Annotated in this window: 8 protein-coding genes and 1 pseudogene; 1 reads left to right on the forward strand and 8 read right to left on the reverse strand. The window is 60.9% G+C overall.

Translation table 11 applies throughout. The features are described from left to right. Window position 1: 1 nt before the first annotated feature. From GRI69_RS03530 to GRI69_RS03540, 3 genes are all read right to left on the reverse strand, one after another. The gene (locus tag GRI69_RS03530) at window positions 2-799 is read right to left on the reverse strand and encodes a Fic family protein (RefSeq protein ID WP_083508390.1); all 798 of its coding nucleotides are present in this window, start codon (window positions 797-799) and stop codon (window positions 2-4) included. Window positions 800-926: 127 nt separating this feature from the next. Further along, window positions 927-1,088 carry a hypothetical protein gene (locus GRI69_RS16000; protein ID WP_237452907.1) on the reverse strand — a complete coding sequence of 54 codons (162 nt, stop codon included), beginning with the start codon at window positions 1,086-1,088 and terminating at the stop codon, window positions 927-929. A gap of 245 nt (window positions 1,089-1,333) precedes the next feature. After that, a complete protein-coding gene (locus GRI69_RS03540; RefSeq protein ID WP_067695897.1) occupies window positions 1,334-1,957 on the reverse strand; it encodes a hypothetical protein in 624 nt (207 codons plus the stop codon). A 107-nt stretch (window positions 1,958-2,064) separates the two neighbouring features. On the opposite strand from GRI69_RS03540, the pseudogene GRI69_RS03550 reads away from it, so the two are divergent. Continuing rightward, a pseudogene (locus tag GRI69_RS03550) lies at window positions 2,065-3,416 on the forward strand (IS3 family transposase). 35 nt (window positions 3,417-3,451) lie between these two features. Here the strand turns inward: GRI69_RS03550 and GRI69_RS03555 are convergent. The 5 genes from GRI69_RS03555 to GRI69_RS03575 all read right to left on the reverse strand — a co-directional run bounded on the left by GRI69_RS03555 (window position 3,452) and on the right by GRI69_RS03575 (window position 12,718). Next, window positions 3,452-3,955, reverse strand: a complete 504-nt coding sequence (locus GRI69_RS03555) for a hypothetical protein (protein WP_160726846.1) — start codon at window positions 3,953-3,955, stop codon at window positions 3,452-3,454. Between the two features lie 404 nt (window positions 3,956-4,359). Further along, complete coding sequence (locus tag GRI69_RS03560; protein ID WP_067695913.1) at window positions 4,360-5,103, reverse strand: recombinase family protein; 744 nt, start codon at window positions 5,101-5,103, stop codon at window positions 4,360-4,362. A gap of 305 nt (window positions 5,104-5,408) precedes the next feature. Further along, entirely contained in the window at window positions 5,409-7,382 is a 1,974-nt protein-coding gene (locus GRI69_RS03565) for a ParB/RepB/Spo0J family partition protein (RefSeq protein ID WP_067695916.1), read from the reverse strand. A gap of 104 nt (window positions 7,383-7,486) precedes the next feature. After that, on the reverse strand, window positions 7,487-11,734 hold the full coding sequence (locus GRI69_RS03570; protein ID WP_067695919.1) for a strawberry notch family protein: 4,248 nt from the start codon (window positions 11,732-11,734) through the stop codon (window positions 7,487-7,489). Between the two features lie 75 nt (window positions 11,735-11,809). Then, window positions 11,810-12,718: a DUF7146 domain-containing protein gene (locus tag GRI69_RS03575; protein ID WP_153038146.1), complete on the reverse strand. Its 909-nt coding sequence runs from the start codon at window positions 12,716-12,718 to the stop codon at window positions 11,810-11,812. Window positions 12,719-12,780: the final 62 nt, after the last annotated feature.

A 12,780-nucleotide genomic window follows, 5' to 3' on the forward strand; every position in this document is an offset into this window, starting at 1 on the left:
TCTAAAGCTCCGAGATACCTCTCTCCAATGCTGTGAATTGGCAGCAGAGTTCGATGAGATCTAACATGAATTGGAGAAATTCCTCCCATCTTCCGTCTTGGGCCATGCCGCGGAATGCCGGCGTGAAAGAGTTTCCATAATGATAAATCATGGGGCCTAGCGGAAGAAAGGGTGCTGAAATCACTCCTCGATTTGCAAGATTTCCATGAAAAATTGCGCGCGCCACACGTCCATTGCCTTCTTTTAAAGGATGAAAAATTACGAAGACCGCGTATAGAATTACCGCCTCCAACAACGGAGGAAAGGATCGACGCGCTCGGACATTCTTCAATTCCGGATGCCATAGCCGCGAATTCTCTACATTTATGTATTTCCAACCCGCAACATGCCCCATCCGTGGCTTGACTATTTCATTGTTGCGAAATTGGGCCACTTCGCCGAGCAATTTTGAGCCCATCTCAATGGCCCACTCAGGGTTGACTTGCCAATCGAGGAACTGCTCCCATCGCTCGACGAGAACCGGCTCCGAGCATAGCCTTTCTTGAAAGGTCGCCAGGCTCGGCGCGCGGTAAGAAATCCGAGGATGCGTCGCTATGCGCTCATCGTGCAAAGAAACAGTTTGCAGGAGTCCCGAGGCTCGAACTTCGCTCCCGTAGCTCCGCCACACTGCATTTTCGTAGTATCGGTTGAGCGAGGTGACGACACTCTCCAGCTCACAATATCGTTCCGTCAGGTGCGGTGAGCATTCCGGTAAGGTAAATCGGTCCTCTCGCATTGCGACCCTATTGAGCAAAGCCATCGAAAAAAGGGCGCCCGTAGACGCCCTTTTTCACTTAGTCGGCGTCGACGCCAACGTCATAGTCGGGACGAGGGAATGTGGGCTCCCAAGCTCCTCTGTCGCCGACTTATTTGCCTCGGACATGGATCTATTTGGGCACCAGCCGTCCATTTGGATGCGCAGCTTGCTCGACGATGTAGACCACCGGTTCATACCAAATTGCCCCGGTATCGGGGTCGACGCATTTTTCTAGGTGCCCGCCCCAAACATAGTTCTTCCCGTCGGCGTCGCTGCGTGGCGGCAAGCTCATTGTGCTCCGTCGCACCGGCATCTTCGCGCGCACTGGCACACCAAAGATGAGCGGCATGGGCTGGAAATAGATGCGGCCATTTCGAGTGGCGCTACGCGCAAGCGGTCGAATTACCTGCTCACCGGTCTTCGGATTAATGAGCCTCTCGAATATAGGTTCGAGAGGCACGGCGTCGGGCGGCGGATTGGCGTTAGCGTCCACTGTGAAATTTATACCGCCCGGCGCTTGTCTGGAAGCGCGCGGGCTCATCGCTGATAGTATTGATACTTTCGAGGATCAGCCTGATCCTGGAACGGTTTTCGCTCTTGCTCGGTCCGCGCCTTCTCCAAGGCGCGGAGGCGCTCCGCATTCTCAGGTTTCTTTAAAGCTTCCGCAATAGCCTTGAGTTTGGTCCTCTGGTGTTGATCAAGACGCCTGTAGGTATCTTGATCGAGCTTGATGCTCGCGGCGCGGGCCTCGGCCATCAGAATAAGCCTGCGTCCATCGGGTTCACTCAAAGCGCGTTCAAGTGCGTCTCGCCCTGCCGAGATCTGCGCGGCAAGACTATTCTGTCTTGCGCGGGCGGAATGCTGCCACCGCGGACCGGAGATGCCATGCTCGCTCATCGCCCGTTCCAGCGCGGCAGCTTCAAGAAGTGTGTCGTCTGCGCTAAGGCGGACCTCGAACATCTTCTTCTCGGTATATTGAATGCTTCGCAGTGAAGGCGCCACAGCCTCTAGGTCCGCCGGGGTAGGCGCAAGCGCGACCTCGCCAAATTGGGAGGGCCGTCTCAGGAGTTCGTTTTGCGCATGCCGAAGCCCCTTGTTGCGCGCCTGCTCGCGGAATGCCTGATAGGCACCATCTGCCTGGACAAAGCTGCGGCGGAACAACGCAAGGCTCTGTTCGGTGTGGTGTCCCCCGTCAGCACCTATGGCACAGATTGGCGGTTGTGATTTAAGGAGGATTTGGGCTTCGTCGTAGTGACGAAGGAACGAAGATGAAGCCCAAATCCTCAAGGTCCAAATCGCCTGCCGAGCAGGTGGTGAAGGACATCCGCCGCAAGACCCGTCGGCATTTCTCTGCAGAAGACAAGATCCGGATCGTGCTCGATGGCCTGCGCGGTGATGACTCCATCGCCGAGCTGTGTCGCCGCGAAGGGATCGCCCAGAGCTTGTATTACACCTGGTCCAAGGAGTTCATGGAAGCCGGCAAGCGTCGCCTGGCTGGCGATACTGCGCGTGCTGCGACCACGGACGAGGTGAAGGATTTGCGCCGTGAGGCACGCGATCTGAAGGAGTGTGTGGCCGATCTCACTTTGGAGAACCGGCTGCTCAAAAAAAGCATGATCGCGGATGGGGGTGACGACGAATGAGGTATCCCGCATCCGAGAAGCTCGAGATTATCAGGATCGTCGAGCAGTCGCATCTGCCTGCCAAGCGCACGCTGGATCAGCTCGGTGTGGCTAGGCGCACCTTCTACCGCTGGTACGATCGCTTCCTCGAGGGCGGGCCCGAGGCGCTTCAGGACCGCCCTTCAGCGCCGAGCCGGGTGTGGAACCGCATCGGAGACGATATCCAGCAGCAGATCGTCGAGATGGCACTGGAGCAGACCGAGCTGTCCCCGCGCGAGCTGGCCGTGCGCTTCACCGACGAGAAGCGCTACTTCGTGTCGGAAGCCACGGTCTATCGCCTCCTGAAGGCCCACGACCTCATCACCAGCCCGGCCTACACGGTGATCAAGGCGGCAGAGGCGTTCCACACCCAGACCACCCAGCCCAACGAGATGTGGCAGACGGACTTCACCTACTTCAAGATCATCGGGTGGGGCTGGGTCTACCTCTCGACTGTGCTCGACGACTACTCACGCTACATCATCGCCTGGAAGCTCTGCACGACGATGAAGGCTGAGGACGTCACCGAGACGCTCGACATGGCACTGACCGCCTCAGGCTGCGACCATGCCAATGTCCTGCACAGGCCGCGCCTGCTCAGTGACAACGGTCCCAGTTACATCGCCGGAGAACTGGCCAGCTATCTCGAAGGCAAGGCCATGGATCATATACGCGGTGCGCCCTTCCATCCGCAGACCCAGGGCAAGATCGAGCGGTGGCACCAGACGCTGAAGAACCGCGTCCTGCTGGAGAACTACTTCCTGCCTGGCGATCTCGAACAGCAGATCAAGGCCTTCGCCGAGCACTACAACCATCAGCGCTACCACGAGAGCCTGAAAAACGTGACGCCTGCCGATGCCTACTTCGGCAGGGCAACCGCCATCATCGAACGAAGAGAAAGGATCAAGCGACAGACACTCGAACATCGGCGCTTGCAACACCGCAGGCTCGCCGCCTAAACATCAAACCCAGACAAGGCCCACACTCCGTAAGCCTACGCCGCGAGTTGTGCCAAATGTTCTGACGACGGACAATCGCGGAATTCAAGCTGTTTGAGCTCGTCCGGCCTGAGCCCGGTATTGGCCGCGAAAAGTACAAAGTCGTGCAACTGCTCCGCATGCCACCGATAGTGCGGACGCTGCGGGTCCGCCGCGTTGGATCGCGTGGCCTGATACAATAGCTTATATTCGTTTGGCGTAAACCAGGGTCGATGTTCGACCTTGGTTTGGCGACGGTAAGGATCTGAAAGATCTGGGACGTGTTCGATCCATCCGTGACGGTAGGCGGTCTTCAGCACCATGCTCAGCGTTACGACTTCGTTGTGAAGTGTGTTGCGCGCAGGCGGCTTCCACTCCTTCTCGTCATCGTTCCAGCCTTCCGGCTTAGTCATCCGCTTCACACGGTATTCCTGAGCGGTGCCGGAGGTGATGCTCTTAACGGGCATCTTTTCGAAGTGAGGTAGTAAATGAAGCCTGATCCGGTCTTTGTGGCCCTGCACCCACTTGGGGCTGCGCCGGCCACGGGTGATCGCTTCGTACTCTTTTCAAATTGCTTTGCGGCCTGAGCAAAGGTTTTGCCGGACTCGAGCTCGCCAAATCTCTTTTTGGCGCAGAGCTCCAGATACCAATCTTCGGCAACGTCTTTGGCGCGACCGAGGCTGCGCAGCTTCGTGCTTTTGCGCCACTCCTTGCCGTCGAGGTATGTGGAGCAGTGCCAGTTACCGCCGTCCGCACGGCGGTAGAGGCGGACCTTGTCACCTAAGATTCGATGTATTTCCAAAGCGCCTCCCTTTGTGTGCGTTTGTGTGAGCGCTGTGCGACTCCATTTTAGTGTATCACGGGGGAGTTTTGAGCGTCAAATGCGTGCCGCAGACAAAGAAAAAACCCCTATGAAAAAAATGGTTTAATCATTTTGTCGGTTGGTTGCGGGGGCAGGATTTGAACCTGCGACCTTCAGGTTATGAGGCTTGCCCCGCGGCGAATACTTGACCGAGCTGCAAAGACCCCGTTCGCGAACGGCCGTCATGACGCGGGTGTATCGCCGTGTCCGCAGAAACTCGTCGAAGATAAACCGGACGATCTCAGCTTCTGGCTCGTCGACCTTTAACCCCTGAGGAGTGGCAACATAGCCGAATGGCGGCAAACCACCGTGCATTTTCCCGTGCCGCTTGCGCGTGCGGATGCTGTCGCGCACCCTTTCCGCGATAAGCTCGCGTTCGAACTGGGAGAAGGTAAGCAGCACATTGAGGATCATCAGGCCCATACTGTCGGAAGTATCAAAGGCCTGTGAGATGGAGACCAGAGCTATGTTAAGGCGATCGAAGATCTCGATCATCCTAACGAAATCGGCAAGGCTACCGGTCAGCCGGTCGATCTTGTACACCACGACAACGTCGATTTCTCCTGCTTCGATATGCTGCATGAGCTGCGAGAGCGCAGGGCGATCCATTCCGCTCCCCGAATGGCCGCCATCGTCGTATCGGTTGGGCAGCTCGACCCAACCCTTGTACTGCTGACTCTTGACATAGGCGCTACTGATTTCGCGCTGCGTAACCAGTGAATTGACATCATGTTCGAGGCGCTGGTTAGTGCTCTTGCGGGTGTAAATTGCGCACCGTTTCAACGGTGCGATAGCTTCGATATCCATGGGCAAACTCCGAAATTCCTTCGAAACATCGCCCCGTTGCGATCGGCGGAGAAGGTCTAAGCGCCGGATGTGGAGAATTATGCGGCTATATGAAGAGCAAGGGCATCTCGCGCCTGACCGCTCCCCTTGGAGCGATCAGCCATCGACCTTCAGCCTAAGTCGATTGCCAGCATTGCAAGGTCTGCTCTTGTCTTTTTACCCAAACGCGGACTGATAGTTTTCTGCCGAGTATCTGGCATGGAAAAGGCGGCCCGTCCCGATTGGGACGGACCGCCCGCCGAGTGACCTGGACCTGTCAGGAGGGGTCAGGCAGCCTGCTCGGCAATTTCGTCAGTTGCTTCGGCGTTCACCGCCTCGTCTCCTTCGTGGTCGGCCAATTCGACTTCTTCCGAACCGGCGAAACGCATGCTCGAAGGCACCCAGGCCTGCGCTCGTTCCTTGATATCTGCCTCGCCGATGAAGTTGCCCGAGAAAATGCGTTCGGCAGCGCTCGCGAGTTCTGCCTTCTTCGACGCAGCGTAGCGACTGACCATTTCGGGACCACCAGCGGCATCGAGCGCTTCGAGCGTGCGGGTCTTGGCAACACGGTCGAAGTAGTTGGCAGCCGTAGGACGCCACCAATGCGCGGTCTCGATTTCGAGCAGCGAGCCGAGCGCCTCGTGCATCGGCACCGAACGCTCGCCTTCGCAGGCAAGACTGGCAACGAGTGCACGCGAGACGACATGACCAAGCCAGGCCGAGCGCGCCTCGTCGGTAAGCGCCCGGAACCTGGCAAACCGCTCGACATCGCTCTCGCCAGCACGCCAGCTTTCATCGAGCGACCCCGCGAATTCGGCCAAAGCAGCACTCGCCGGCGCATCCTTGGCCTCAAACCCGGTGACCGGGCCGGACGCTACCGATCCGACAAGCGTCGACGCTTTCTTGGCGCGCCAGTCGTGCCCATCGGCATCGGCGAGCGTGAAGACCATGAAGTCGAGTGCCAGTGCCGGATCGTTTGCGAGATGGATCGCGAGGATGTCGCGGCGCTGCATCGCGAGCTCGTCGAGCAGGCGCTGGGACAGCGAGCTCCCTTTAGGCTTCGCCGCTCCGCTCTCCTCGACGGCCTCGACCACACATTCGTCAGCGATGACTTCGGTCTCGGTGTAGTATTGCTGGACCAATGTCGGCTCGCCATTTCGCGAGAGGACTAGGAAGGCGCCAGCTTCGGATTTCAGCTCGTCGGCGAGTACCGGCGGCCGATCATTGATCGCGCGCATGGCGCGGTCGATTACCACGAGTTCCTGTTCGGCCTTGGCGACCTCATCCTCGTCGCTGTCCTCGTCTTCGAGCACAGCGGCGACGCGGTCGTAGTCGGCCTCGAGCTCGCCAAGTTCCTTCGCTTCCTGTTCGGTCATCGGCGCAGGCTCGCAAGGCAGACGGCTCAGACCTTCAACAAGGTCGTGGCTGACGTAATTGCCAAGGGTCGGCCGAATCCAGGCAAGTCCATATTCGAGCGCGGTCTTTTCTGCGGCTTCGTCCATGGCCTTGTGCGCTAGGTCCTCGAGCAGCGCGACGTCGATCCAGCTCTCGCTGGCATCATCGTCGAACAGTTCGCGCTCGATCCGGCCACCTGCGGCGATATAGGCATCGCGTCCGACGAGAACAGCACGCGGATCGGAACCGCGCACCGTGGCATCGAGCACCATGCGGCGGATCGTGTCGGGCGTGATCTGGTACCAGGCGTCCTGCAGTTCGGCATAGACATGCGCCTGGCGCTCCACGTCGGAGATCGCGCCGTAGGCCTTGGCCATGTCGAGCGTGATCGTGCCTTCGGCGAGCGCTTCGAAGACGCAAGGCGCGAGACTTGCAAGGCGCAGACGTCCTTCGACGAACCGGACAGTGAGGCCGAAGCGGCGCGCCACGTTTTCCGTGGTAGCCCCTGCCTCGATGATGGAGGCGAAGGCCTGCGCCTCGTCGGCGGGGTTCATCGCGAGGCGCTGGAAGTTCTCGGCAAGACTTGCTTCGCGCACTTCGCTTTCCTCGCCTTCGATAACGAGGCAAGTGACTTCGTGCGTGTCAGGCAAGGTGCCCTCTTCGGCCAGCGCCTGCAGCGCGGTGAGACGGCGACCGCCGGCCTCGACCTCGAACTTGCCGCGCTTTCCTTTGCGCACGACGAGGTTCTGCAGCAGGCCGCGCGCAGCAATGTCTGCCCGCAACTGGAGGTCGGCCAGCACGTCGCTCGACTTGCGAACGTTGCGCGGACTCGGGACGAGCTTCTTCAAGGGAATTGACTGGATCATGGGTGTTCTCCTGATAGGATGCAGGCGCAGGTGAGGATCACGAGGCCCACAAGCCCAAAGGGCTCCCTCCACTCTCATTCTGAGATTGGGGTCTGCCCGAGGGATCAGGCGGCAAGCGCGGGGAGGACCGACGAGGCTGCGGAGACTGGCACGAACAGCCGCGTGCGGTATCGGATAATCTCGGTGAAGCAGCCCTTGTTCTTGTACCAGTCGAGCCGATCGGGCGAGAAGCCAGTCAGTTCGAGGCGCTGTTCGCCGCCGACCAACGAGCGCTTCACGGTAAGTGGATCATGGCTTGCGAGGCCCAGCGGTTTTCCGCTTGCGAGGACGAGGTCGCCGATCTGCTCTGCCGATGGTCCGGTAACCCCGGACAGGCCAAAGGTTTTGGAAATCGCAAAGAGATCAACATCGAGCACTTCACGTCCGATGATCGACTGGCCGTCCTCGGCAACGAGCCGGGTGACCCGGACATGATCGCCAGACAGGCGCTTCCAGACCGGGAGCAGCAGCCCGGTAGCGAGATGGACGCGCTCGGTCACCGGTGAAGCGCCAGCCTCTTCTTCCTCGGCACGCCAGGCGCTCGTGAACGCGGTGACGCCAGTTTCTTCCCAGTGGCTTTCACCCAGTGCCTCAAGCGTCCAGTTCGCGGACTTGAGCGGTCGCAGCAGGCGCCGACGTTCGATCACCTCCCCGTCGTCGGCGATGAGACGCCGGGCTGGTATCGACAGCGCGACCTTGCCCGAGCGCGCATTGCGCATCGGGATTGCGTGCGGGCTGCCAATCTCGTGCATCCGTAGCAGGCGCTGCAGGCGCAGAGGCCGCAGGTGCCTCGTCACTTCGAGCGAGACGAGGCGGGTTTCCGCTCCGGTCACGGGGTCGGTGCGCAGGAGTTCATCGGCGAGGACCGTGAAACGATCGACCTTCACGGTTTCCAGTCCCTGATCGAGCGTTCCGGCCTCGCGCGCGGCTTCGATCCGCGCTTCGACGAGGCCAAGATATTCATCGAAGATGGCGTTCTGGAGCGCGATCGGCAGCGCGAGGATGCGGTTGAGCCAGCGCTGGATCGTGGGGAGATTGTCGGTCAGTCCCCCATCTGGGTTTTCGAGACGGAGGCCCGTTCGCTCGACGAAGTGGCCGAAAGTGGTGGCTTCGAGCTTGCCGTCATAGAGCAGCTGGAACCAGCGGCTGAGCGCGTCGCGCGCATAATCGCTTTCGAGATTGTCGGCCGGGTCGAACAGGTTCTGTCCGCCGGTCTGGCGCTGGCCGCGCGTAAGCGCGCCCAAAGCGTCGAGCCTTCGCGCAATAGTCGAGATGAACCGGCGCTCGCCCTTCACATCTGTGGTGACCGGGCGGAACAGCGGGGCTGAGGCCTGATTGGTGCGGTTCGTGCGACCAAGGCCCTGGATGGCGTTGTCGGCGCGCCATCCCGGTTCAAGCAGGAAGTGAACCCGGCGCTGCTGGTTCCTGGCGCCCAAGTCGGCATGATAGGAACGCCCCGTGCCGCCCGCATCCGAGAAGACCAGGATGCGCTTGGTCCCTTCCATGAAGGTTTGCGCTTCGGCGACATTGGCGCTGGGGCTACGCCGTTCGAGGCGCTGCTCACCATCGCGGCCGAGGACAAGCCTGCGGGTCCGGCCCGTGACTTCGGCCACGGCGTCGGTTCCGAAATGTTCGATAATCGCATCGAGCGCAGTGGCGATGGGCGGCAGTGCGCAAAGCTGTTCGATCAGCGCATCGCGCGCAGCAATGGCGCGCGGGCAGAAAACGGGATTGCCCTCTCCGTCGCTCATCGCCTCGGAGCGAAGATTGCCGTCCTCGTCGGCGAAGACCTGCATCAATCGTATCGGGAAGCTCTTCGTAAGGTAGTCGATGACGTATTCACGCGGGGACAGATCGATATCGAGAGCTTCGCGTTCTTCCACGGTAAGGTCGGCAAGGCGCCGGTCGAGCATGGCCTCGGCGGTCGAGACCAGCTGCACGACAACCGAATGCTCTTCGCCAAGCGCTACTTCCATCGCGGGGATCAGGCTCGGCAATTTCATCGAAAGCAGGAGCTGGGCAAAGAAGCGCTGCTTGGTGCCTTCGAAGATCGATAGCGCCGCAGCCTTGGCATTGCGGTTGAGCGTGTCGCCGCTGTCCTCGTCGACCACGCGGGTTGCTTCGAGCGCAGCTTCGAGGTTGCGGTGAATGATCGCCCAGGCATCAGCATAGGCATCATAGATTTTTATCTGCGCTTCGGTCAGGCTGTGTTCGAGGATCTCGTACTCGACCCCGGCGAAGGACAGCGCACGGGCAAGATAGAGACCCTGGGCCTTGAGATCACGGGCGACGAGCTCCATCGCCGCGACGCCGCCAGCGCGGATCTCGGTCATGAATGCCTCGTGGGTCGGAAAGGCGGTCTCGGGTCCCCAAAGGCCGAGGCGGGAAGTGTAACCGAGGTTGGCGATATCCGAAGCGCCAGTGGCAGACGCGTAGAGCACGCGGGCGCGTGGGAGATGGTTTTGCAACCTGAGGCCCGCCATGCCCTGTTCGGAGCCCTTGACCTTGCCGCGGGTTGAAGAGCCCCCAAGCGCATTGGCCATCGCGTGGGCTTCGTCAAAGGCGATCACACCGTCGAAATCCTCGCCCGCCCAGGCAAGGATCTGGTCGAGCCGCGTATCCTCGGCGCGGCCCGAGCGCAGCGTTGGATAGGTGACGAAGAGAATGCCTTCGGACATCGTTACGGGCTGGCCGAGTTTCCAGCGCGAGAGCGGCTGGAGATCGAGCGGCAGCCCGCCAAGCGCCTCCCAGTCGCGGCGTGCATCTTCGAGCAGCGCCTCGTTCTTGGTGATCCAGACATGTCGGCGCTCGCCTGCGAGCCAGCGATCCATGATGACCGCGGCGATCTGCCGTCCTTTGCCCGCTCCGGTTCCGTCGCCGAGGAAGAAGCCTTGGCGGTAGGAGTGTCCGTCCTCGGAGAGTTCCAGCGAGGTGCCTTCCTGGCTCACCTTGAACTGACCCGGAAGATCGCGCGCAAATGCCTGGGCAGCGTAGACCAGTGTCTCGCATTGCGCTTCGGACAGCAGGCCATCGGCCTGCCAACATGCGGGAAGGCGCGGGCAAACATCGGGCTGCGGTGCCGCGACCGAACCCATGGCGACCGATTCCACGAGCGGGGTGGGATGGGCCGGAGCGCCTTCGAACGCGATGCGGCTGGGCCGGTAAGGCAGGTAGATGCCTGCCTGTTCGGGCACAGGCGCGGGGTCGGCGAGGACCGAATAGGCAAGGTCGATCGCATTCGCCGTGGCTGCTGGTGTCGCGGCGAACGGCGCCACCGGCCGAACCGGCGCGCTTTGGGCCGAAGTCTTGCCAACGAGGCGCACTGGCTTGCCGAGCGGCAGGCGGTGGATGTTGGCGGAGGTCTGTATGCGTGGCGGAAGCGCAGTGATAAGCTCGTGGAGCGAGATGAGGTCGGCAGTATCTCCGGTGATCGCAGGCGAGGACGCAGTCGGCGTCTTGTCGAACACAACCAGGCGAACAGCGATCCCCGTCCCTGTCCGGCGAAACATCTGCTGCAGGCGAACATCGAGGAGCAGCGATGCTTCGTCCTGTTCCTTGGCGAAGGCGGAGGCGTCGAAGCCTTCAGGCATAATGGCGACGATCCTCGCCCGATTAGCAGCGGCCCGGATTGCACCGCGTAGGTGACGCATAGCGGTCTCACCGTCCTTGCCGCGTTCCAGGCTGTGAGCGAACGGCGGGTTCATCAGCACGGCAGACGGAACAGGGCCGCGAAGCAAGTCGGCGATCAGTTCCCCGTCATGCGCAGTGATGGTGGCCGTGGGGAAGACGTGGGCCAGACCGTCTCGTCTTGCCGGATCGATCTCGTTGAGGAGCAGCGAAGCGTTCTGGACGCTGCCCCAAAGAGCAAGGGCACCATTGCCTGCGGACGGTTCGAGGAGCGTGTCTTGCGCGCAGCCAGCTGCGGCCTTCGCCATCAGCCAGGCCAGCATTGGCGGGGTCGAGAACTGCTGGAGCTCGACCTGTGCTTCGCTGCGCACATGCCGCGGCGGAAAGGCAGCTTGGAGCCAGTCGAACCGCGCTTCGGCTTCATGCACGTTCGTCGCCAGATCGATCCGTGAGGACTCTCGCAACCAGAGCAGTGCGCCGATCTCGACCGCGTTATTGTAGTCAGCGATGGTCCAGGCGCTTCCCCAGTCCAAAGATCCAGTCTCCTCGGCGAACAGCCCGGAAATGTCGGTACGGGTAAGATGACGTCCCGAAGCAAGAAGCGCGGCAACTCGGGTGCCGATGGCATAGGCCAAGGGCATGGACGGCAACTGCTCGCCGGCGGGAAACAGGTCTGATTGAAACATGGCAATTCGTCCTCCTGATGGGGGCATCGGGACACGCCCTCTGCCGGATCAGGAATTCGAGAAGCTCTCTCTCCTCTACCGCGCCGCTTTGCGGCGCAGCCATGCTGTAAGTTCATCGTTCCAGTCGGTGTCGCGTGAGGATGGTTTGCGAACGTGGATCGTCCGCCCATCGCGGGCATAAGCGGCCAGGCCACGCGACGCAGCCAGCTCGCCGCCAGCATCGTGATCGACGAAGAGGTGAAGCTCGGTCACGCTCTCAGGCACGCTGACGAGACCGAAGCGCTCATTGCCCAGGGTCGCCCAGACGGGGATGCCGGTAAGAGCATAAGCCGACATTGCGCTCTCGATCCCTTCAGCAAGGCCGAGCAGGCCGGAGGCCGGAGCGAAGAGACGAACAGCAGCTTCACCGAGCGCGCCAAGCGCGCGCTTCGGCTTGTCGAAATCAGCCTTGGCATCGCCCGAAAGGAAAGTGCGATGGATGGCGATCGGCCCCTCGTCGAGGTTGACCGCCGCAATCATCGCCGGCAAAAAGCGGGTTCGTCCTTTCGGACCAAGCGGCGTTCGTGAATGGAAGCGGAGCGCCGGAGATGCGGCAAGGATGCCGCGGCTCTCCAGATATGCCTTTGCCGGGCTGGCACGCAGTGGCTGTGCATCGCGCCAGATCCTCAGCGCTGCCGCCGAGGGTTTGCGCGTTCTGGTCTGCTCGGGACCTTCGGTAGTCGCAGAAGCTGAAAAGAGCGCCGGTGCCTCGAAACCTTCACGCGCCAATGCAGACAATACGCTCTGCTGATCACATCCCGCAAAGCAATGGAAAAGGATAGCCTGTCGACCGAGCGACACACCGAGTGACGGCGTGCGGTCATCATGCGCGGGGCAACAGGCCATGCCCTTTGTGCCGGACCATTTGCCCCCTCGCGATTCGCAAATGCGACGGGCGGTCTCGGCAAGCGACCGGTTGGGATGAGTTTGGACAGACAGGGACATGCGAGCTCCTCAGCATGCAAAGTAGCCCCCTCATCAGCGCTCCTCTCCTCTCCCAAAGGCAG

Origin of the sequence: Qipengyuania vulgaris, from assembly GCF_009827325.1 — a bacterium.
Taxonomy (GTDB): domain Bacteria; phylum Pseudomonadota; class Alphaproteobacteria; order Sphingomonadales; family Sphingomonadaceae; genus Qipengyuania; species Qipengyuania vulgaris.